19 protein-coding genes are annotated in these 22,604 nt (G+C 44.9%); 14 read left to right on the top strand and 5 right to left on the bottom strand.

Going from position 1 to position 22,604, the window contains the following annotated elements:
- Positions 1–4 precede the first annotated feature (4 nt).
- From odhB to sucD, 3 genes are all read left to right on the top strand, one after another.
- Positions 5–1,213: a 2-oxoglutarate dehydrogenase complex dihydrolipoyllysine-residue succinyltransferase gene (odhB, locus tag FIV04_RS10630; protein WP_032551864.1), complete on the top strand. Its 1,209-nt coding sequence runs from the start codon at positions 5–7 to the stop codon at positions 1,211–1,213.
- Positions 1,214–1,438: 225 nt separating this feature from the next.
- On the top strand, positions 1,439–2,605 hold the full coding sequence (gene sucC, locus FIV04_RS10625) for an ADP-forming succinate--CoA ligase subunit beta (RefSeq protein ID WP_032551865.1): 1,167 nt from the start codon (positions 1,439–1,441) through the stop codon (positions 2,603–2,605).
- Entirely contained in the window at positions 2,605–3,477 is an 873-nt protein-coding gene (gene sucD / locus FIV04_RS10620) for a succinate--CoA ligase subunit alpha (protein WP_004737919.1), read from the top strand. Before sucC ends, sucD begins: the two co-directional genes overlap by 1 nt.
- Before the next feature lie 93 nt (positions 3,478–3,570).
- Here sucD and znuB read toward each other — a convergent pair whose 3' ends face one another.
- Positions 3,571–4,356 (bottom strand): zinc ABC transporter permease subunit ZnuB, encoded by a 786-nt coding sequence (znuB, locus tag FIV04_RS10615; RefSeq protein ID WP_152469106.1) that lies wholly within the window; start codon positions 4,354–4,356, stop codon positions 3,571–3,573.
- A complete protein-coding gene (gene znuC, locus FIV04_RS10610; RefSeq protein WP_152469105.1) occupies positions 4,356–5,135 on the bottom strand; it encodes a zinc ABC transporter ATP-binding protein ZnuC in 780 nt (259 codons plus the stop codon). The genes znuB and znuC overlap by 1 nt, the downstream gene beginning before the upstream one ends.
- Before the next feature lie 83 nt (positions 5,136–5,218).
- Here znuC and znuA point away from each other — a divergent pair, with 83 nt between their 5' ends.
- The 5 genes from znuA to FIV04_RS10580 all read left to right on the top strand — a co-directional run bounded on the left by znuA (position 5,219) and on the right by FIV04_RS10580 (position 13,046).
- Positions 5,219–6,106: a zinc ABC transporter substrate-binding protein ZnuA gene (gene znuA / locus FIV04_RS10605; protein ID WP_152469104.1), complete on the top strand. Its 888-nt coding sequence runs from the start codon at positions 5,219–5,221 to the stop codon at positions 6,104–6,106.
- 275 nt (positions 6,107–6,381) lie between these two features.
- Positions 6,382–9,735: an AraC family transcriptional regulator gene (locus FIV04_RS10600; protein ID WP_152469103.1), complete on the top strand. Its 3,354-nt coding sequence runs from the start codon at positions 6,382–6,384 to the stop codon at positions 9,733–9,735.
- A 589-nt stretch (positions 9,736–10,324) separates the two neighbouring features.
- Positions 10,325–10,546, top strand: coding sequence for a FeoA family protein (locus FIV04_RS10590; protein WP_152469102.1), 222 nt, complete (start codon positions 10,325–10,327; stop codon positions 10,544–10,546).
- Positions 10,546–12,819, top strand: a complete 2,274-nt coding sequence (gene feoB, locus FIV04_RS10585) for a Fe(2+) transporter permease subunit FeoB (protein WP_152469101.1) — start codon at positions 10,546–10,548, stop codon at positions 12,817–12,819. Before FIV04_RS10590 ends, feoB begins: the two co-directional genes overlap by 1 nt.
- Positions 12,816–13,046 carry a FeoC-like transcriptional regulator gene (locus FIV04_RS10580; RefSeq protein WP_152469100.1) on the top strand — a complete coding sequence of 77 codons (231 nt, stop codon included), beginning with the start codon at positions 12,816–12,818 and terminating at the stop codon, positions 13,044–13,046. Before feoB ends, FIV04_RS10580 begins: the two co-directional genes overlap by 4 nt.
- Before the next feature lie 68 nt (positions 13,047–13,114).
- Here the strand turns inward: FIV04_RS10580 and FIV04_RS10575 are convergent, their stop codons facing one another.
- Together FIV04_RS10575 and argS are read right to left on the bottom strand one after the other, a co-directional pair.
- Positions 13,115–13,543, bottom strand: a complete 429-nt coding sequence (locus FIV04_RS10575) for an HIT domain-containing protein (protein WP_152469099.1) — start codon at positions 13,541–13,543, stop codon at positions 13,115–13,117.
- Positions 13,544–13,902: 359 nt separating this feature from the next.
- Complete coding sequence (gene argS / locus FIV04_RS10570) at positions 13,903–15,636, bottom strand: arginine--tRNA ligase (RefSeq protein ID WP_150893820.1); 1,734 nt, start codon at positions 15,634–15,636, stop codon at positions 13,903–13,905.
- 307 nt (positions 15,637–15,943) lie between these two features.
- On the opposite strand from argS, the gene FIV04_RS10565 reads away from it, so the two are divergent.
- Positions 15,944–16,534, top strand: a complete 591-nt coding sequence (locus FIV04_RS10565) for a VOC family protein (protein ID WP_152469098.1) — start codon at positions 15,944–15,946, stop codon at positions 16,532–16,534.
- Between the two features lie 194 nt (positions 16,535–16,728).
- Here FIV04_RS10565 and purU read toward each other — a convergent pair whose 3' ends face one another.
- Entirely contained in the window at positions 16,729–17,562 is an 834-nt protein-coding gene (gene purU, locus FIV04_RS10560) for a formyltetrahydrofolate deformylase (RefSeq protein ID WP_032552212.1), read from the bottom strand.
- Between the two features lie 315 nt (positions 17,563–17,877).
- On the opposite strand from purU, the gene FIV04_RS10555 reads away from it, so the two are divergent.
- The 5 genes from FIV04_RS10555 to FIV04_RS10535 all read left to right on the top strand — a co-directional run bounded on the left by FIV04_RS10555 (position 17,878) and on the right by FIV04_RS10535 (position 22,516).
- The gene (locus tag FIV04_RS10555; RefSeq protein WP_152469097.1) at positions 17,878–19,797 is read left to right on the top strand and encodes an ATP-dependent DNA helicase; all 1,920 of its coding nucleotides are present in this window, start codon (positions 17,878–17,880) and stop codon (positions 19,795–19,797) included.
- 53 nt (positions 19,798–19,850) lie between these two features.
- The gene (gene tsaB / locus FIV04_RS10550) at positions 19,851–20,552 is read left to right on the top strand and encodes a tRNA (adenosine(37)-N6)-threonylcarbamoyltransferase complex dimerization subunit type 1 TsaB (protein ID WP_152469096.1); all 702 of its coding nucleotides are present in this window, start codon (positions 19,851–19,853) and stop codon (positions 20,550–20,552) included.
- A gap of 146 nt (positions 20,553–20,698) precedes the next feature.
- Complete coding sequence (locus FIV04_RS10545; protein ID WP_152469095.1) at positions 20,699–21,004, top strand: chromosome partitioning protein ParA; 306 nt, start codon at positions 20,699–20,701, stop codon at positions 21,002–21,004.
- Positions 21,005–21,041: 37 nt separating this feature from the next.
- Positions 21,042–21,602, top strand: coding sequence for a Slp family lipoprotein (locus FIV04_RS10540; protein WP_150869050.1), 561 nt, complete (start codon positions 21,042–21,044; stop codon positions 21,600–21,602).
- A 62-nt stretch (positions 21,603–21,664) separates the two neighbouring features.
- Positions 21,665–22,516, top strand: coding sequence for an alpha/beta fold hydrolase (locus FIV04_RS10535; protein WP_152469094.1), 852 nt, complete (start codon positions 21,665–21,667; stop codon positions 22,514–22,516).
- The last annotated feature ends 88 nt before the right edge of the window (positions 22,517–22,604 follow it).

The raw sequence follows: 22,604 nt of genomic DNA, 5'->3' as shown, positions 1-22,604 counted from the left end.
AGATATGACAATTGAAATTCTGGTTCCAGATTTACCTGAATCGGTGGCTGACGCAACAGTCGCAACTTGGCACAAACAACCGGGTGAAGCGGTTGAACGCGATGAAGTCATCGTAGATATTGAAACTGACAAAGTGGTTCTAGAAGTACCAGCTCCAGAAGCAGGTGTTCTAGAGGCAATCATCGAAGAAGAAGGTGCAACAGTACTTTCCAAGCAACTTATCGCTAAGCTTAAGCCTGGCGCGGTTGCTGGTGAACCAACGACTGATACAACAGAAGATACTGAAGCATCTCCAGACAAGCGCCACAAAGCGACGCTTTCTGAAGAGAGCAACGACGCGTTAAGCCCAGCTGTTCGTCGTCTTCTAGCTGAACACAACCTACAACCAGCTGATGTTAAAGGCACTGGTGTAGGCGGTCGTATCACTCGTGAAGACATCGATGCGCACCTAGCGGCAGCGAAATCTGCACCTAAAGCAGAGGCTCCTGCAGCGGTAGAAGCACCAGCAGCAGCTCGTAGCCAGAAGCGTGTGCCAATGACTCGTCTACGTAAGACAGTCGCTAACCGTCTGCTTGAAGCGAAGAACAGCACTGCAATGCTAACGACGTTCAACGAAGTAAACATGAAGCCAATCATGGACCTTCGTAAGCAGTACAAAGACCAGTTCGAGAAGCGTCACGACACGCGTCTAGGCTTTATGTCTTTTTACGTGAAAGCAGTAACTGAAGCATTGAAGCGTTACCCAGAAGTAAACGCGTCTATCGACGGTGATGATATCGTTTACCACAACTACTTCGACATCAGCATGGCGGTATCTACGCCACGTGGTCTAGTAACTCCAGTACTTAAAGACTGTGACACTCTAGGCTTCGCTGATATCGAAAAAGGCATCAAAGAGCTAGCGATCAAAGGCCGTGACGGCAAGCTAACTGTTGATGAGCTTATGGGTGGTAACTTCACTATCACAAACGGCGGCGTATTTGGTTCACTGATGTCAACGCCAATCATCAACCCACCACAAGCGGCTATCCTGGGTATGCATAAGATCCAAGAGCGTCCGATGGCGGTTGACGGTAAGGTTGAAATCCTACCGATGATGTACCTAGCGCTATCTTACGACCACCGTCTAATCGATGGCCGTGAGTCAGTTGGCTTCCTAGTAACGATTAAAGAGCTACTAGAAGATCCAGCACGTCTCCTATTAGACGTTTAATATCGCTAAAACGTCTAGTTGTGCTCAACAGCTAGACGTTGATAGTTTCAAAGGCTAGGCTAGCTCGACGTTTGGCCTTCACTTGAGCTAAAGATTACTTGTTAAATATTCGCTATTTATCTGAGTTATCTTGGCTGATTTGAGAAGACCCTACAGACGTAACACAGATAACTGTGTCGTTATGGAAATAATAATCCCTCAAGGGAAAATAAACGGAATATCAAAATGAATTTGCATGAATACCAAGCCAAACAGCTGTTTGCAGAATTCGGTTTGCCTGTACCAGAAGGTTTCGCATGTGATACAGCTCAAGAAGCTTTCGAAGCTGCGGGTCGTATCTCTACTGAAAAGAAAGTTGTTAAGTGTCAAGTACACGCAGGCGGTCGCGGTAAAGCGGGCGGTGTAGAACTACATGACACAAAAGAAGGCGTTAAAGAGTTTGCTCAAAAGTGGCTAGGTAAGAACCTAGTGACTTACCAAACAGATGCAAATGGTCAGCCTGTAACTAAAATCCTAGTTGAAGAAGCGTCTAACATCGCTAACGAACTTTACCTAGGCGCAGTTGTAGACCGTGCAACTCGTAAAATTGTATTCATGGCGTCTACTGAAGGCGGTGTGGACATTGAGAAAATCGCTGAAGAAACTCCTGAGTTGATTCACCAATCTGCGATTGATCCTCTAGTAGGTCCTCAAGCTTACCAAGGCCGTGAACTTGCGTTCAAACTTGGTCTAGTTGGCGACCAAATCAAACAGTTCGTTAAGATCTTCATGGGTCTTGGCCAAATGTTCTCTCAGTACGACCTAGCTCTACTAGAGATCAACCCACTTGTTATCACTGGCGAAGGCAATCTTCTTTGTCTAGATGGCAAGATCAACATCGACTCAAACGCGATGTACCGTCAGCCTAAACTGCGTGAAATGCACGATCCATCTCAAGAAGATGAGCGCGAAGCACACGCAGCACAGTGGGAACTGAACTACGTAGCACTAGACGGTAACGTTGGCTGTATGGTTAACGGTGCAGGTCTAGCAATGGGTACGATGGATATCGTTAACCTACACGGTGGCAAACCAGCAAACTTCCTTGATGTAGGCGGCGGCGCAACGAAAGAGCGTGTAGCTGAAGCATTCAAGATCATCCTTTCTGATGACAATGTTAGCGCAGTACTAGTAAACATCTTCGGTGGCATCGTACGTTGTGACATGATCGCTGAAGGTATTATCGGTGCGGTTAAAGAAGTCGGCGTAACAGTACCAGTTGTTGTTCGTCTAGAAGGTACAAACGCAGACCTAGGTCGTGAAGTACTTGCTAATTCTGATGTTGATATCATTGCAGCTGAATCTCTAACAGATGCTGCTCAGAAAGTTGTTGCTGCTGCGGAGGCGAAATAATGTCTGTACTAATTAACAAAGACACTAAAGTAATCTGTCAGGGTTTCACTGGCGGTCAAGGTACATTCCACTCAGAGCAAGCTATCGCATATGGTACGCAAATGGTTGGTGGTGTATCTCCAGGTAAAGGTGGTCAAACTCACCTTGGTCTTCCTGTATTCAACACAGTACGTGAAGCAGTAGAAGTGACTGGTGCAACAGCAACAGTTATCTACGTACCAGCACCTTTCTGTAAAGATGCAATCCTTGAAGCGATCGACGCAGGTATCGAACTGATCGTAACGATCACCGAAGGTATTCCAACGACAGATATGATCGACGTTAAAGTGAAGCTAGAAGAAACTGGCGTTCGCATGATCGGTCCTAACTGTCCAGGTCTTATCACTCCAGACGAGTGTAAGATTGGTATCATGCCTGGTCACATCCACAAGAAAGGTAAAGTAGGTATCGTATCTCGTTCAGGTACTCTTACTTACGAAGCAGTTAAACAAACAACAGACGAAGGCTTCGGTCAGTCTACATGTGTTGGTATCGGTGGTGACCCAATCCCAGGTTCAAACTTCATCGACATCCTAAAACTGTTCCAAGAAGATCCTGAAACAGAAGCAATCGTAATGATTGGTGAAATCGGTGGTACAGCGGAAGAAGAAGCAGCAGCGTTCATTAAAGAGAATGTAACTAAGCCAGTTGTTTCTTACATCGCAGGTGTTACTGCTCCTCCAGGTAAACGTATGGGCCACGCTGGCGCAATCATCTCTGGCGGTAAAGGTACTGCTGAAGACAAATTCGCAGCTCTAGAAGCAGCAGGCGTTAAGACAGTTAAGTCTCTTGCTGACATCGGTAAAGGTCTACGCGAGATTACTGGTTGGTAATCAGCGCTTTACAGTGATAGATAATAAAAAGGCTTGGTCGATGACCAAGCCTTTTTTGTATGTTCTCGAAGATACGAGATACGAAAAGTAACGTTACGCTCGATTCTTTACCATCTGGGACAGCATAAACATTGCCGTTGCTGTGATGACGACAGAAGGACCCGCTGGGGTGTCGTAGAACCAAGAGAGACTAAGGCCGCCGAGTACTGCCAAAGAACCGATACCCGAGGCAATAAAAGCCATCTGTTCGGGGGTTTGAGCAAATTTACGTGCTGTCGCAGCTGGAATAATCAGTAGCGATGTCATAATCAGAGCACCGACAAACTTCATACCTACCGCAATAACGATACCGACCATTAACATCAATACCAAGCGCATCAGGTCTATGTTGATACCGTCTACAGCGGCAAGATCTTCGTTAACCGTTGTGGATAGCAACGGGCGCCAGAAGATCGCCAAAACTAGTGCCACAGCGGCGGCGCCACCATAAATAAACAGAAGGTCTGTTGGTGACACAGCAAGCAGATCACCAAATAGATAGCTCATTAGGTCTACACGTACGTTGTCGAGAAAACTAACGGCCACTAAACCAAGCGAAAGTGCACTGTGTGCGAGTATGCCCAGAAGTGTGTCGGTCGCGACCAGCTTCTGTTTCTGTAAGGTAACTAGCAGCACCGCAAGCATCAAACAGCAGATTAGCAGTGCTAAGTAGAGGTTAATCTCTAATAAAAAGCCAAGTGCTAGCCCCATCAATGACGCGTGAGCCAACGTATCACCAAAGTAAGCCATTTTACGCCACACAACGAATGAACCCAGTGGGCCAGCAATAAGTGCAATGCCAAGGCCAGCAAGAATAGAAGGTAAAAGGAACTCAAGCATTAGTGATGTCCGTGATTATGATTTTTGCAGTCGTGAACATCGCCTGAAACAGGTTGGCCTGCCAAGTCGTGATGGTGATGATCATGTTGGTGATGGTAGAAAGCCAAGCTCTCTTGTACCGCTGTACCAAATAAAGCGATATACGAAGGGTGGTGCTTGATATCGGCCGGTGCACCAGAACAGCAAACGTGGTGATTCAAGCAGATGACATCATCGGTTTTCGCCATCACGAGGTGCAAGTCATGAGATACCATGAATACCGCACAGCCGAAACGGTGACGGATTGAGTCGATAAGTTCATAAAGATCAATTTGGCCTTGAACATCAACACCTTGTGCTGGCTCATCGAGTACCAGTAAATCTGGGCGACGGAGTAGTGAACGAGCGATAAGCACGCGCTGGTTCTCACCACCAGATAACTGGTGCATGTTGTTTTTAAGCAGATGCTCTGCGCCAACCAGTTTTAATGATTCAAGAATCTCTTGTTGGCTGAATTTACCGGTAAGCTTGAGGAAGCGCTCTACATTTAGAGGTAGAGAGTCGTTCAGCTTCAGTTTTTGAGGAACATAGCCAATTTTTAGTTTTTTGTTTTTGGTAATGGTGCCAGAATATCGCTTTTGAAGTCCGAGTAGCACTTTGACTAAGGTCGATTTACCTGCACCATTTGGGCCTATTAGAGTTGTGATTTGGCCGCGCTCTATATTTAGAGAGATATTGTCTAAAACTTTTCTACCGTCGAACTCAACACTGACGGAATCCAATTGGATTAAGTTATCCATGAATAGAACTCATTTGCAATTAGCTAATGTTATAATGTAACATTTATAGCAAGCCTAAGCTACTTTTCTATTATCGAGGTAATATGTTACGTTCATCTTTTATACTGACAAGCTTATTATTAATCCCAAGCGTTGCCAGTGCGAGCACTATTCTAACAAGTTTTAAACCTATTCAAATGATTGTTACTGAATTAACGCAAGGTGTTAGTGAGCCAGACGCGGTAATGGACAGTAATGCCTCACCTCATGATTACGCTTTGAAACCGTCTGACGTGAAGAAAGTTCAGCAAGCTGACATGGTAATTTGGTTCGGTCCAGACCTAGAAGCCTTTCTGACTAAAGTCGTTAAGTCAAATGACAACGTGGTGACTATTAGTGAAATTCCGAACATCAACTTAAAAGAGTTTGGTGAAGATTCACATGACCACCACCATGACGGGCACGATCATGGTAGTCATGACCCTCACTTCTGGTTAGGTATTGATCAAGTGGAAGTCGCTTCATCTTATATTACCGGTAAGCTCGTAGAACTAGACCCTCAGAATGCAGATGCTTATAACAAAAACCTAGAGAACTTCTTGAAACAGCTTGCTGAGAAAAAGAGCTCGATTGAAGCACAACTAGCACCAGTAAAAGACAAGGGTTACTACGTATTCCATGATGCATACAGCTACTATGAAGATGAATTCGGTCTAAATAAGCTTGGTCACTTTACAGTGAGCCCTGAGCGTAAACCTGGTGCTAAGACACTGATCTCAATTAAGAAGACATTGGCTAAGCAAGATGTTCAATGTGTTTTCTCTGAGCCTCAATTTACACCGGCGGTTATCGAATCAGTGGTACGTGGTAGCTCAACTCAGAAAGGACAACTTGATCCGGTCGGTTCAAATATCGAGGTGGGTAAGGGCAGTTACTTTGAGTTCCTACAGCAATTGACTGATAGTTACTCAAACTGTCTATCAGCGCGATAATTCACGTTAGCGTTAAGTCCTTATGGACTTAGTAATCAGACATTTATGAATAATGCCGCGTTTTTGCGGCATTTTCGTGATCTATAAGATAAATCCTTCCTCAATTTTACAAACCGTCTTTTTCCCTAGGTAATTTCCGCTAAAATAGTGAGATAATTATAATCACAAAATAACTCGTCGACGGTTATCGCACTTTCAAAGCCGTGTGGGCCGCGCTGTATTTGCTGTTTTTGGGAAAAACCTTGTATCAAGTGATCATCAGATTACTCATCTTCATGAGTATTTCGCTGGGTGCTTCTACACTGAGTGCCGCATCATCTGTTTTCTATCCTTTACCCGTTCAAGGGCAAGGGAACTTTCTTGCGGCTAAAAACCTTTATTTGGGTGAAGGTGGCGGTCTATGGATTCACGATGTCCACGGTAAAGTCATGTTTTATGATGGTGGAACTCTCTTACCCAGGAAAGGCAGTTTGCTTGAATTCTCTTCCGATGAAGTGGCTTTTCTAAACGATGAATTTTGGACCTACTTTGATAATGAGGTCTATCGACATGTCCCAGGCATAGAGAGCTTCCTTGCATTTAGTCTGAGCCCGGGAGCTGAAATTCGTAATATCGGCGCATCAGGTGACTATATCTGGGTTACCGATAGAAATAACTTCTATACCTACAATACACTCACCAGTGAATTTGAAACGTATTCATTACTCAAGCTATATCGTCACAATAAGCGCAGTGATATCCGAATCAATGACGCTGAACGGGTACTTTCGAAGTGGGTACTCGCAACGTCGGCAGGGGTGTATCGCTCTGAAGAGAAAGAATTTGAACACATTACCGCTTCCGGTAAGTTCTATATCGAGGAGGTCTACTTTTCTGATGCTCGACGTGAGCTGCTTGTCGGGACGCGCAATGGGTTGGTGATCATTAACTTATCATCGCCGGATGTAGTAAATCGAATTCCCGGCTCTCACGTGTTGTCTCTTGCTGAAACCTCCGATCAATACTGGATTGGAACCGAACACGGTTTGATGAGCTACAACTTTATTACGGGTAAGATACAGCGTTTCCAAGGCTCTGATAACCAAGACTTTTCGCTTCCTGGTGAAAAGATATACTCGTTAGTCAACGACTCTGCTGGTGGTTTGTGGATAGCCACTAACAATGGAATACGCTACTTTTCTTTATACAGTAGCACCTTTCAAAGAACTTCCATCTCTGGATTAGGCATGCATTCGGTGCGCTTTTTCGTCAATAAAATACTGTCTATCAGTGAATCCGAGTTTTGGGTAGCAACATCGGAGGGTCTCTACGTAGCGAAACCGGATGCGGGCGAGCTTCCAAAGCGAATTTATTCTGAGCCCGTAAGTGATATCGTCGCGCATCAGGGCTTGGTTTATCTTGCTACTCCAACAGGCTTAAATGCAGTCGACCAACATAGTCGCCAGCTCACCTCATTAGAGCTACCTAGAAGCTTGCGTCAACGACCAGTCGATACTCTCGCGCTGAATACACAAGGGCTATTATGGCTGACGTCTGAACAAAACCTTTATTCGTTCAATATAACTACTAATAAAGCGACATCGTACGGCATGGATTGGCTAGTCAGTAAGTACTTACCTGCAAAAATCACAGATCTCTCGGTAGATAAGCAAGGCGAAGTCTATATTGGCACCGACCATGGTTTCTATTCATTAGTCGATGGCAGGATTAGCTTCAAAAGAGACAGTTTGAGATTTGGTAAGGTGGTTGATATTGCTCACTCGAATGATGGCTCACACTGGTTTGCTGGAAGCTATGGCGTTTATCGAATTGCCAAGGGAAGTGAATACCTTGAAGATATCGAGTTGGTAGAAGATAACATCAGCCCGGTTTGCTTGGTCAGTGATAAACACGGGATCTGGTTGGGTTCGTCAAAGGGGATTAGCTTTTATGGACTCAGTGGCATTCTCAACAAACATATTGGTTCACCATTTGGCTTGATTCTCAATGAGTTTGCGCCTGGGGCGTGCAGCTTATCAGTGGCTGACCCACTGCAATCGGGCTTGCTTGTTATGGGCTCTAAGTATGGCCTCGTTGGTGCAATGTCCAACGAGCTCTTGGTGTCTGATACGCCACAAAGGCGTGCGTTGGTAAGTAAAGTCACTGTTGATCAAAATACAGTTGCTTTGGGTGGGAAATACATAGAGTCATTACAAGTGCCCTATGGATCCTCATTGAGCTTTAAGTTTGGGGTATTGCCGGTTGGTTTTGTCCAAGCAATGGAGTATCGACTGAATGAGGACGAACCTTGGATTGAGTTTGAAGGCGGTTTGTTGGCTTTGGAGCATATTCTTCCTGGAGATTATGTTCTTGAAGTGAAGCCTGTTAAAGACTCTCACTATCGCTTCGTTTCAACTAAGCAACTATTTACTATTTTGGAACCTTGGTATTTAAGCAATTGGGCAGCCGCAAGCTTTATGGTTTTGTTGATAGGTTTCGTTACGGTGCTGGTATTTTGGCGTTCCCGTTTTGTCACCTTTGCTAACCGCAAGCTTAAGGCTCAAGTGGCTTTGAAGACCGATCAGTTACGTCATCAAAGTCGAATTTTATTGGCAACCAACCAACAACTTAAAAAACAGTTGGCGGTTAAAAATGTTTTGGTAACCCATACCGCTGGTGGGCTGGTTGAAGAGGTCAATCGTGCTGCAGCACTTATCCCTAATTGGCAAGAAAGTGATGAAGTATCACCTATCGTAGAGCTTCGCCAAGGTTTAGAGCAGCTCGCTCAAGGCCATGAGAACGGTCAAACAACGTATTATGACTTGGTATTAGTTTTAGAGTCGGTGTTGACCGCATGGAAGGACGATCTTGCAAAGGCCGGTATTGAACTTGAGGTTAACTTAAATACCAAGCAGCGATATATAACGCTGAACTACTTCAATCTTGATATTGTCTTTAATAGCTTGGTGGCGAGTGCGATCAAACGCAACTTTAAATCACAACGAATGCTTGTCTCGGTTGAAGAGGTCAAGCAGCAGCTTGTGATAACACTGCGTGATTTTGGGATGCCTTTCCCTAAGTGGGCGGCCGCCGATCCCGAGGCTGGATTAGCTCAGTCAACAGATTTAAACATTGAAAAACTACCGCTCCTTATCCACCAGAGTGGGGGCGAACTAAAGACGTTTATATCGGATTCGCAGAATGTCGTGCAACTGTCATGGCCGATCGAATACCAAGCCTCTCAGAAAATTAAAGCAAGTACTCTAGAGCAGATAGAAACCATTAGACACCCTGTGCTTACGCAAGAGCAGCAGAAACTGAGCGCTGAGCAAGAGTGGAAGAACCGCGTCACGCTATTAGTTAGTGAGCATTACTCGGATGCAGAGTTTGGTACGGCTTCAGCTGCACGCTTGTTATATATGTCTGAGCGTAGCTTACAACGTCGTTTTAAATCTGCTTTTGATAAGACGTTTAAAGAGTACCTGAATCAAGTACGTTTAGAGCATGCTTGCGAAAGACTATTGGCTGGCGAGAAGGTATCTGACGTGGCATTCAATTCTGGATTTAATGACCCGTCGTATTTTAGTCAGAGATTCAAACACCACTTTGGCATGTCACCTTCGAAGTTTGCTGAAAATAGTGATGACTAATAGAAATTGGAATACTAATGAGCCTCGATATTGTTCGGGGCTTTTTTATGCTTTTGAGATACGAGATACGAGATACGAGATACGAGATACGAGATACGAGATACGAAAGAATAGATGATTGATTAGTAAAAGATGGGACAGAGAAGATAAGAAAAAAATATCGTGGTATAGCCGGGGGGACTATACCACGGGTGTCAAAGACACCTTCGCTTGCTGCCGGAGTGATACAGCGAAAGCCATATCACCTCTGGAATAAAGTTAAAGAGAAGGAGTTTCTCTTCGTTGGAATTAACTATACGGGGTAGCACTTATTTTCCTTATAAAATTAACGACATCATTATGTAATAAATGCGACATAATCATAACTTATTGATTTTAATCTATTTGTTTGGTGTTCTTTGATTTTGTACTCGCGCGCTAGTTTTCATTGAGTGTTGAAAATAACGGAATTGACGTAGCGTGTTTTAACGAAATTTACGAGTGTCTATTTTCGGAAACTTTGATTTCACACATTATTATTATGGTTATTGATGTGTATGATCGCGTTAATAACAATATTTCTCATTATCAATATCTCTACTGGATGCTTATGAAACTGTCACAGCTTGAGCAAGGCAAAGCGGCTACCGTTGTTGCTCTCACCGGGCTATCTCCCGATGTTAGAAAAAAACTCATGGTAATGGGGGTTCTTCCGAAAACCCAAGTCACTCTGATCCGTCGTGCACCGATGGGAGATCCATTACAGGTTGAAGTAAGAGGTGTCTCTATCGCTATTCGTCAAAACATTGCTGAACAGATCGAGGTGAGCTAATGAACTATCAAGTGTTGACTGTTGGTAATCCAAACAGCGGTAAAACGACTCTGTTTAATGCTTTAACCGGTGCTAAACAGCACGTCGGTAACTGGGCTGGTGTTACCGTAGAGAAAAAGACAGGTACATATAATCATGCGGGTGATCAGTTTAAACTGACTGACCTTCCAGGTATTTACGCCCTAGATAGTGGTAATGACAGCAACAGTATTGATGAATCTATTGCTTCTCGTGCAGTACTTACCCATCCAGCAGATGTGATCATCAATGTTGTCGATGCGAGTAGCTTAGAGCGCAGCCTATACATGACGCTTCAGCTGCGTGAGATGGGTCGTCCAATGATTGTTGTATTAAACAAGATGGATGTGCTTAAGCGTGAGCGTCAGGTGATTGATCAGAAAGCACTAGAAAAAGCTCTTGGCTGTCCAGTTTTAAGCTTATCAGCAAACGACAAATCACAAGTTGCACGCTTTAAAGAGAAGCTGCATAAATTGTTGGTCCAAGGAGTTAGCTTAGAGCCGACTAAGATCGAATATGAAGAAGCGTTCGAAGCGCTACTACCACAAGTCGAAACTCAATTTAATGATGCTGACGTATCACATCGTGCACTTGCTATTCGCGCCCTTGAAAATGATTACCTAGTTTTGAACAGCCTTGCACCGAACGAGCGCCAACAAGTTGATGCACTGAGAGCGGCGGCCCAGTTTGATATCGACTTAGCGGTAGCAGATGCAAAATACACTATGCTGCATGAGCTTTGTAAGCGCGTGCGTCGTAGCGAAGGTAAATTGAGCCGAAGCTTCACGGAGAAAGCTGACCAACTGATTCTGAATAAGTGGGTAGGCATTCCGTTCTTTTTCGTTGTGATGTACCTGATGTTCATGTTCTCCATTAACATCGGTAGCGCATTTATCGACTTCTTTGACATCGGCGTTGGTGCACTGTTGGTAGATGGTGGTCACTACTTATTGGATGATCATTTACCGGTCTGGCTAGTGACGATCTTAGCTGATGGCATTGGTGGTGGTATTCAAACGGTCGCGACTTTTATTCCTGTTATTGCTTGCTTGTACTTGTTCCTTGCTGTTCTAGAGAGCTCAGGTTACATGGCTCGCGCCGCTTTTGTTCTCGATAAGGTGATGCAGAAGATTGGCCTACCTGGTAAAGCTTTCGTACCTTTGGTGCTAGGTTTTGGTTGTAACGTTCCTTCTATTATGGCGACACGTACACTTGACCAAGAACGCGAGCGTAAACTTGCCGCTGCAATGGCTCCGTTTATGTCATGTGGCGCACGTCTACCTGTGTACGCTCTATTTGCAGCAGCGTTCTTCCCGGGTGCGGGTCAGAACATCGTATTCGCTCTTTACCTGTTAGGTATTGTTGCGTCTATCTTTACGGGCCTATTCCTGAAGAATACTCTTTACCCGGGCAGCAGTGACAGCCTAGTAATGGAGATGCCAGATTACGAGTTACCAACTATGCAAAACGTGATGCTAAAAACATGGCAGAAACTGAAGCGTTTCGTTCTTGGTGCAGGTAAAACTATTGTTATGGTCGTTGCAGTACTGAGCTTCCTTAACTCACTAGGTACTGATGGGTCATTCGGTAACGAAGATAGCGAAAACTCGGTATTGTCGAAAGCAGCTCAAGTGGTAACGCCTGTGTTTGCGCCAATCGGTATTCAAGAAGAGAACTGGCCAGCGACAGTAGGTATCATTACAGGTATCTTCGCTAAAGAAGCGGTAGTGGGTACACTGAACAGCTTGTACACAACACCTTCTGATGAAGAAGCTGCGGAGTTTGATTTAGCGGGCAGCCTACATGAAGCAGTAATGACAATCCCAGATAACCTAGCAGGTCTTAGCTATTCAGATCCTCTAGGTATTGAAGTCGGTGATCTTTCAGATTCAAGCGCTGTGGCTGAAGAGCAAGAAGTTGATACATCTATCTTCGGTAACCTGAAAGAGAAGTTTGTCTCTAGCCATGCTGCGTTTGCGTACCTAATTCTTATCTTACTATACACTCCTTGTGTTGCTGCGATGGGCGCATACGTAAAAGAGTTTGGCCAAATGTTTGCACGCTTTATTGCGGTTTGGACAATGGCTCTAGGCTATTTTGGCGCGACTTTCTACTACCAAGCAGCTAACTTCGCTGCTCACCCAATCTCAAGTGCAGTTTGGATGGTAGTGATTGTGGCTGGCTTTGTTCTTACTTACATCGGCTTTAAAAAGCTGGGTCAGAAACAGCGCGCACTAGAGGCTCAATTCGCATGATTTTAAGAGAATTACATCAGTACATTGGTGAACAAGGTGGTGCAGCTCGTAAAGAGCTAGCTACAAAGTTTGGCATGAGTGAAGATGGCGTCGACGCGATGCTTAATGTTTGGATTAAGAAAGGTAAGGTAAGTCGCTTAGTGGACACCAACCAACATGGTCACACGACTCGAATACGTTACACTATTAATCAACAAGACAGTTTGTCGCTCAATGTAATGATGTAGTTCTTAAGATTGAAAATGAAAAACCGCAGCTTATTGGCTGCGGTTTTTTTTTGAATTCGAATTTTTAATTATGCTTTTTGAAACAAAGAGCTCAGAGATAGAACGTTTTGAATTCGGGTCAGTAGTGCTGCTTGTTCGTCTTCGCTGCGTTGCTCGCCTTTGGTATTGCCCCATACCGGTCCCGGCCATGCGATGTCATCTTTGAAACGAGCGATATGATGGATGTGTAGTTGCGGCACCATATTACCAAGTGCGCCTAAGTTCAGTTTGTCTGGCTGAAAAGTCGCTTCTAGAGCTTGGCTTACCGCTTGAGATTCATGAAGGAACTGCTGTTGCTCTTTCATTGGTAAGTGGTGCAACTCTTTAAGGTTGGCACGCTTTGGTACAAGGATAACCCAAGGCACGGCATTATCTTTATGTAGTAGGGCAAGGCTTAGTGGAAACTCACCAATAACAGTGGTGTCTTTTGCTAATTGAGGATGAAGTTCGAAGCTCATGATTTTTCCAATTGATTGTTTTAGTTGAGTATAAGGTTGGATTAAGAATGTGGCTAGCGCTTACGTTCTCAATAAGCAGATTCCCTATCACGTTCGTTCCTCACTGTAGGGAATGACGATTGGGGAGAGTGGTGGCGCGTCATTGGTGTCGCTTTGTAATCACTGCTTTTATTCCCGTCATCTCCTAAAGCGACGAAGGAGCGTAGTAGGAGATCTCTTACTATGAACGCCAGTGTGTACCAGCGCTTGGGCAGAAAACTAGACCTCCAAATAAAACAAAAGGTTGACGCTTTCACGCCAACCTTTCTAATTATCTCGAATCTCGAATCTCGAATCTCGAATCTCGAATCTCGAATCGCTTACATGCGCTCTAGAGTGTCGATACCTAGTAGAGACAGACCTTGTTTGATTGTCTTCGCTGTCAGTGCAGCAAGCTTAAGACGGCTTTGCTTAACCGCTTCGTCTTCAGCAACTAGGATAGGGCACGCTTCGTAGAAGCTAGAGAATTGACCAGCAAGTTCGAATAGGTAAGTACACATGATGTGCGGCTGACCTTCACGAGCAACAGACTGAACCGCTTCTTCAAATTGCAGAAGCTTCGCGATAAGTGCTTTTTCTTTCTCTTCAGTGATCTTGATTTCACCTTCAAGCGAGTCCATAGAAACGCCAGCTTTAGCGAATACAGAAGCAACACGAGTGTAAGCGTACTGCATATATGGTGCAGTGTTACCTTCAAACGCAAGCATGTTGTCCCAGTCGAACACGTAGTCAGTAGTACGGTGCTTAGAAAGATCCGCGTATTTAACCGCTGCCATAGCAACTGTGTTTGCGATAGTTTTCTTTTCGTCTTCCGCTAGCTCAGGGTTCTTAGATTCGATCAGCTGTGCTGCACGAACTTCTGCTTCATCAAGAAGATCCGCAAGGCGAACCGTACCACCTGCACGAGTCTTGAATGGCTTACCGTCTTTACCTAGCATCATGCCGAACGCGTGGTGCTCAAGAGATACAGACTCAGGGATGTAGCCCGCTTTACGAACGATAGTCCAAGCTTGCATTAGGTGCTGGTGTTGACGAGAATCGATGAAGTAAAGAACACGGTCTGCACCTAGCTCTTCGTAACGGTACTTAGCACATGCGATATCGGTTGTCGTGTATAGGAAACCGCCGTCGCGTTTTTGGATAATAACGCCCATTGGGTCGCCATCTTTGTTCTTGTACTCATCTAGGAAAACAACTTGTGCGCCGTCATCTTCTTGAGCAAGACCTTGAGCTTTCAAGTCTTCAACGATTGCAGGAAGCATGTCGTTGTACTTACTTTCGCCCATCACGTCATCACGAGTTAGAGATACGTTTAGACGGTCGTAGTTACGCTGGTTTTGAATCATTGTGATATCAACCAGTTTCTTCCACATCTCTGCACAGAACTCGTCGCCGCTTTGTAGTTTCACTACGTAGTTACGTGCTTTAACTGCAAATTCTTCGTCTTCGTCGTATAGCTTCTTAGACTCACGGTAGAAGGCTTCAAGGTCAGAAAGCTCCATAGAAACTTCGCCAGACTCTTGTTGTACACGCTCAAGGTTTGCGATAAGCATACCGAACTGAGTACCCCAGTCACCGATGTGGTTCGCACGGATAACGTTATGGCCTAGGAATTCTAGAGTACGAACAACAGCATCACCGATGATGGTTGAACGTAGGTGACCAACGTGCATCTCTTTAGCAACGTTTGGTGCAGAGTAGTCAGCAACGATAGTTTGAGCTTCAGCCGCTGCAACGCCTAGACGAGAATCAGCCAAGGCTGCGTCTGCTTGTTGTGCAAGGAAAGCTTCGTCTAGGAAGATGTTTAGGAAACCAGGGCCTGCGATTTCAACTTTAGAAGCGATACCGTCTAGGTTTAGAACGTCCAATACTTTCTGAGCAAATTCTCGTGGGTTAGTGCCTAGTCGCTTTGCAACGCCCATTACGCCGTTTGCTTGGTAGTCACCAAATTGTGGTTTTGCAGATTGACGAACAGCCGCAGGAGAGCCTGCAGGTGCGCCAGCGGCTTCTAGAGCCTGAGATACTTTGTCATTAATAAGTGCTTGGATATTCACACGCGTTTCCTTCAATTCAAGGATGATAAGAGTTGTCGTTACTTCGGAGTCAGCTAAGGTTAAGGTGCAATTTACTTAACGCTTTAGTGATGAAATGAACAACAGACTCTGTTTGAGTTCACAAAAATGGCGGTAATGATACCAATTTTGTGTGGCTTCTTATAGGGCGTATTGATAGAAAATTTACATTTCCTTTAACCAAATAAACGCAATTACCGTAGAGATTTCAAAACAACGCTCAATAGAAGGCTTGTTGCAAAAAATAGAGCTGCTACCATGCGCGCATCAGATTTGGAGAAAGTAAATTATGACGCTCACGCAAGCACAATTAGAACCGCAACAGATGATTGAACGCCTAGATGATTTTATGGGCAAGATCGAAGAGTTTGGTAGTAAGCTAGGGTTAGATCTTAGCTTTGCTCAAGCAGACCATATTGCGATGAGAGTGAACGAGACCGCTTTAGCAAAAGCGGCGCATGAGGCGTGGGCGGGTTATGGTGAAACCATTTCTCAAGCGATGATCAATGGTCGTCCTATTGTTGTGATTGCTTTTGATGAGCCATTAAAAAGCCGCGGTTGGTCGATTGAGTGTTTAGAACTGCCATATCCGGCAGAAGGTAAGATTTACCCAAGCCAAGATTGGGAGCACGTTGAATTTGTGATTCCATCTCATGCACAAACCGCTGATGAGTACCTAGCGGATCTTAAAGACACTTACCCGCAGTTCTCTGCTAACTTTGCAACGTTGGCAGAGCAAGGCGTTAAGATCAAACTTTCCAGTCCGAAAGGCGAAGGCGAGCGTTTGAACAACCCAACGGTAGCGTTTAAGCATCAAGGGATTTGTATTAAGCTGCATCCACATTCGTTGAAGAAGATTGTGGAATCAGAGCAGGGTTAATCATCTGGCCAAAAAGAGATTCCTGATCTCGCTTAGGCTCGTCGGAATGACGGGTAGGAGTAGGTGGCTCGTCATTCCCGATAGCGACGAAGGAGCGTAGTCGGGAATCTCACATGGAAGCTTCGATACAAAAAACGCGTAGTAGAGAAACCTATTACGCGTTTTTTATTGGTACTTAAAGCTAAGGTTGCGAGTTATAGAATCACTGTTTTATTACCGTAAACAAATACATGATCATTGATCACCTTGTTTAGAGCTTTACTCAATACGTTCTTCTCAACGTCACGGCCAGCCTGAGCCATGTCTTTGGCGCTGAAGTTGTGATCCACAGGGATCACGTCTTGCTTGATGATTGGACCTTCATCCAAATCATTCGTCACAAAGTGAGCTGTAGCACCAATGATCTTCACACCGCGCTCATAGGCTTGCTGATATGGTTTAGCACCAATAAATGCAGGCAGGAAGCTATGGTGGATGTTGATGATCTTGTGGTTGTATTTCTCGACGAAGCCCGGAGTTAATACGCGCATGTACTTTGCTAGAACTAGGTAGTCGGCATTGTAGCTGTCGATCACCTCTAGCATTTTCTGCTCGTGCTCTTCACGGTTGAGCCCTTCATGAGAAACGTGGTGATAAGGGATGTCGAAGCGCTCAGTTAGGCTTTGTAGAATATCGTAGTTACCAACCACAGCAGCAATTTCAACGTCTAGGCTACCATCGAAATTCTTCATCAGAATATCACCTAGACAGTGCGCTTCTTTGGTCACTAGCACTACAATACGTTTGCGTGATGAGCCCATTAGCTTACGCTTAGCATTTTCTGGCAGAGCTTGATCTAAATCGGCAAGAAAGGTCTCGTCATTGAAATACCCTTCAAGCTCGGTACGCATAAAGAAGTGGCCGCTGGTGTTATCTACGAACTCGTTGTTGTGGATGATGTTAAGTTGATGTTTGTAACAAATGTTGGTGATTTTAGAGATTAGTCCCGGCGCATCGGTACAATGCGTCAGCAGTGTTTTCTTTTCCATTTCCATCTTACTTCCATGAAACAATTCTAATTTTTCAAAAAAACTACAGCCAGTCGAACGGTTAACCGCGCTGTAATATGACTGTTATAATTAATCTATTATTAACCGACTTTCAACAAAATATATTGAAGAAAGATTGTTTTAATAAATATCCCACTGCGAACCCATTTAGATTGTTTATTTTTGCTTCTTATTCATATGCTTAATATTTCTATCATACTGATGCAGTCTTGATTCGCACTGGCTCCTCAAACCTGCCATACTTCACGGTCAGATTCCTTAAACTGTACACGGTTTTCTCCAAGTTCGTAAATTATGATATCCAAAACGTTTTCTGCTGATGGTGCGCTAGGTAAAGCAATTCCCGGTTTTCAGCCGCGACAAGCTCAGCTTGATATGGCCGAAGCAGTTTCTAATGCAATCAAAGATTCAAGCCAGTTGGTGGTTGAGGCTGGGACTGGTACAGGTAAAACTTTTGCTTACCTAGTTCCCGCTCTACTGAGTGGTAAGAAAACCATCATAAGTACGGGTTCCAAAAACCTTCAAGAGCAGCTTTTCCATCGCGACCTTCCGCTAATGACCGACGCGCTCGGCTTTTATGGACAAGTGGCACTGCTAAAAGGGCGTTCTAACTATTTGTGCTTGGATAGACTCAGTCGTCAGATGGTTGAGAGTCACGGCACACACACTGACCCAACGTTGCTTGCACAGTTAGTTAAGGTGCGCAGCTGGTCGTCATCGACTCAAACTGGCGATCTTGGTGACTGTGATGATATCGCCGAAGATAGCCCAATTATCCCGACAATTACCTCTACTAACGACAATTGTTTAGGTAAAGAGTGTCCAAGTTATACGGACTGTTTTGTTCTTAAGGCTCGTAAAAAAGCGATGGATTCGGATGTGGTTGTGGTGAACCACCATCTATTCTTGGCGGATTTGGCGATCAGAGAAACTGGCTTTGGTGAGCTAATTCCCGATGCTGATGTCTTTATCTTCGATGAAGCACATCAACTGCCCGACATTGCCAGTGAGTACTTCGGTCAATCGGTGTCGAGCCGCCAGATACACGAACTCGCGAAAGACATTGAAATTGGCTATCGCACTGAAGCCAAGGATATGCGCCAGCTACAAAAAGTCGGAGATAGGTTGGTTCAGTCTGCCGCTGACCTCAGAATTGTACTGGGTGATACAGGGTTTCGTGGGAACTGGCGTGAAGCATTGAAGTCTGAGTCGATTGCTCGTGAATTGGTGCGTTTGCAAGATGCTCTGCAGTTGGCTGTTGATGTTCTTAAGCTGGCTCTTGGGCGAAGCCAATTATTGGACACCGCGTTTGAGCGTGCCACTTTGATTAAGGCTCGCATTGAGCGCGTTTGTGATGTTTCAATTACTGGTTATTCGTATTGGTATGACACCACGCCACGTCATTTTGCCCTGCATATTACACCGCTGTCTGTGGCGGATAAGTTTCATGAACAGATTGAGCTCAAGCCTGGAGCATGGATCTTTACATCGGCAACGCTCGCGGTATCGGATGACTTTGACCACTTTACCTCTCGTCTTGGCTTAAAACCGAGTCAGCAGTTCTCTTTACCAAGCCCGTTTGATTATCCGAAACAGGCACGTTTATGTGTGCCTCGCTACTTGCCTGAACCTAACAGCCCGGGACTAGCAGATAAACTAGTGCGCATGCTTGCCCCTGTGATTGAGCAGAACCAAGGGCGGTGTTTCTTCCTTTGTACCTCTCACAGCATGATGAGAGAGCTGGGTGAGCGCTTTCGAGAAACATTGAGCGTTCCAGTGCTGCTACAGGGTGAAACCAGCAAACAGAAAACCTTGGCTGAATTTATGGAATTAGGTAACGCATTGCTGGTGGCAACGGGCGCATTCTGGGAGGGGATAGATGTTAGGGGCGACGCGTTAAGCTGTGTTATCATCGATAAATTACCCTTTACGGCACCGGATGATCCCTTGCTCAAAGCGCGGATCGAAGATTGTAAGCTTAAAGGAGGCGATCCATTTGCTCAGGTTCAACTGCCTGATGCGGTGATCACCCTTAAGCAAGGTGTCGGGCGATTGATTCGAGATAAGAGCGACAGTGGCGCACTGATCATTTGTGATAATCGTTTAGTGACTCGGGATTATGGCGGCATTTTCCTGGGGAGTTTACCTCCTATTCCACGAACCCGAGATTTAGGGGTAATTAAAGAGTTTCTAGCCGAAGCGAACAAGTCATAAGTGACGCTTTGGCCACTGTTTTTAGATTTAGATAACGAATATTTGAGACATAAATGAGCGCAAAAATTCTTGCAGTAGATACAGCAACGGAAAACTGTTCAGTAGCATTGATGGTGGGAGAGCAAGTGTTCGCCCGCAGTGAAGTAGCACCACGTGACCATACCAAGAAAGTACTGCCTATGGTTGATGAAGTACTGAAAGAAGCGGGATTGACCTTAGCTGAGCTTGATGCGATTGCATTTGGTCAAGGTCCAGGTAGCTTCACTGGTGTACGCATTGGTATCGGTATCGCACAAGGTCTAGCGTTTGGTGCTGATCTGCCAATGATTGGTGTATCGACACTGGAAGCCATGGCACAATCGAGTTACCGCCAGTTTGGTGATACACATGTTGCAAGTGCCATTGATGCTCGTATGAGCGAAGTTTACTGGGCTCGTTACAGTCGTGAACAAGACGGTCGTTGGTCTTTGACTGATGAAGAGTGCGTTATCCCGCCACAAGAGCTAGTGAACCAAATTGAAGCAGACCAAAGCACTTGGGCAAAGGTTGGTACAGGTTGGGCTGCGTACGCTGAGCACCTGGATACGCTATCATTAACTACAAAACCAAGTGATGTTCTTTACCCAGAAGCGCAAGACATGGCGTTTATCGCTCAGTTTGCATTTGCGGCGGGTAAAGCGGTTCCAGTAGAAGAGTCTGAGCCTGTGTATCTGCGTGATAAAGTGGCGTGGAAAAAGCTTCCAGGTCGCGAATAGCTTTTTAGTCGCGAACAGTTCCTTGGTCGTAAAGTAAGCGTCTTAATCAGGAACAAACAAAAACGTCATAACTTTTACAAGGTTCTGATAACCCATGACTCTAAATAGAGCATATTTAGAGTCATACCGAGGCAGAGATTGAGTGAATGGTATCAATTAATGGTTTACCTCCTTCTTTGATAGGCAATACATCTAAAGCTAATCGCACCAACAAGAAGAATCAGGTAAAGAAAACCGATGCAAAGACCTCTGTGGGGCAGCCCACTAAGGTAGCCAATGCTGTCTCGCACTCTATTCGTCATGTTCAAGAATCAGATATTCATCGAGCTCAAGTTCAGTACGACCTCCCTGAAGGACGTGGACGAAAAGCGATGGAAGAGTATATGGATGTTATGAACCAGGCGAAAAAAGAGGAACTTACAAGACTCATCGGTGTCGATATTTATATATAAAAACATCAATTTATCTTCTATTTTAAGGGTTAGAACCATGTCGATTTCCCCTGCAAAGTTACGCCTTTTCGTCCTCGGCTTATTCTCAGTATTATTGGTTGGATGCTCCTCTTTACCTACTGAATTGGAAGCCTCTTCAGAACCAGTAATTACCGATTACCAAGAGTGGGTAAATCAACTCCCTGATGCTAAGGATGTCCGTCTGGGTGGTGTGATAGCTAAAGTCACTAACCTCAAAGATAAATCACGCGTTGAAGTGGTAAACATGCCGATCTCTAGCAGCGGTAAACCCGATCTCGATGCGGAGCCAAGTGGTCGCTTCGTGGCTTATGTAGATGGTTACGTAGAACCTCTAAGCTTTGCGGAAGGTCGCTTGGTGACATTTGTGGGTCAATCGGCAGGCTCAGAAGATGGCAAAATTGGTGAGTTCCCGTATACATTCCCAGTGATGAACGCTGATAATCAGCGCCTATGGCAAATCACAGAGCGTGTGATTGTGAATGACTTTGCCCCGACGTACTACTCGTGTCGCAGCCTACATTGTCGTAGCTTCCATACCATGCCAAGACAAGGCCGAGTGGTACAAGACTTAGAATAGTCATTGAGCTATTGCTTTTACATCCCGTTTGAATAGACAAGATTAAGGAATGATCACAACGGATGATTGAAAAATCCTATTCACTGCCGAGCGGCACTATGGTGTGCCAAGAGCTCGGAGACCCAGAAACGGCCGCTTTGACGGTCGTTTTTGTTCATGGCTGGCTGGATAACTCGGCCAGTTTTACCTCTCTAATGCAGGCCATACACACTCAGTCAAACCACTACCATTTGGTGGCGATAGACCTGTTTGGACACGGACACTCCTCGCATAAAGCCGGTAGTTATTACCCTTTTCATGACTATATCGATGATTTACATCAGTTGATGGGTAAATTATCGCCAAACAGACTGGTACTAGTAGGACATTCGCTTGGTGCATTGATCGCAAGTTGCTATAGTGCCGCCTTTCCTGAAATGGTGTCTGGATTAATCCAAATTGAAGGTCACGGACCTCTTTCCGAAGCTCCCCAAGCAACAGTCTCTCGTTTGCGAGATGGGGTACTCAGTCGTCAACGACAGCGAAGAAAGCCTTCACGTCCATTAGCTAGCCTAGAGGACGCCATTAAACTGAGATCTCATGCTAATCAAATTGCACCAGATTTGATCGCTCCCGTTGTTGTTCGAGGCATTGCGCAATTTGAGGGCGTTTGGCAGTGGCGTAGTGACCCAAAATTGAAGTGTGATTCTGTTTATCGCATGTCTCAGTCACACGCGGATGCGATAAATGAGGCTATAGAATGCCCTCAATTGATAATCTTGGGAAATGAAGGATTTAAGGATTTACAGCATAATCGCTACAAATCCACTCAAAATCCCCCAATTATTAAGATGATTTCAGGTGGACACCATTGTCATTTAGAGAACCCAGAGTCAGTTTCTGAGCTAATTCTTGGTGTAGTTAACAAAATTTAAACAAGTGTTTGAGCCTTTTAGTGCTCATGCACTAAAGCTGTGCTGTAATATCGCCATGATAAATAGCGGCGAAACAGTCGTCAGCTGA

Source organism: Vibrio sp. THAF190c, assembly GCF_009363355.1.
Classification (GTDB): Bacteria; Pseudomonadota; Gammaproteobacteria; order Enterobacterales; family Vibrionaceae; genus Vibrio; species Vibrio fortis_A.
The sequence above is the reverse complement of the archived record's forward strand: the minus strand, read 5'-3'. Positions and strand labels throughout refer to the sequence as shown.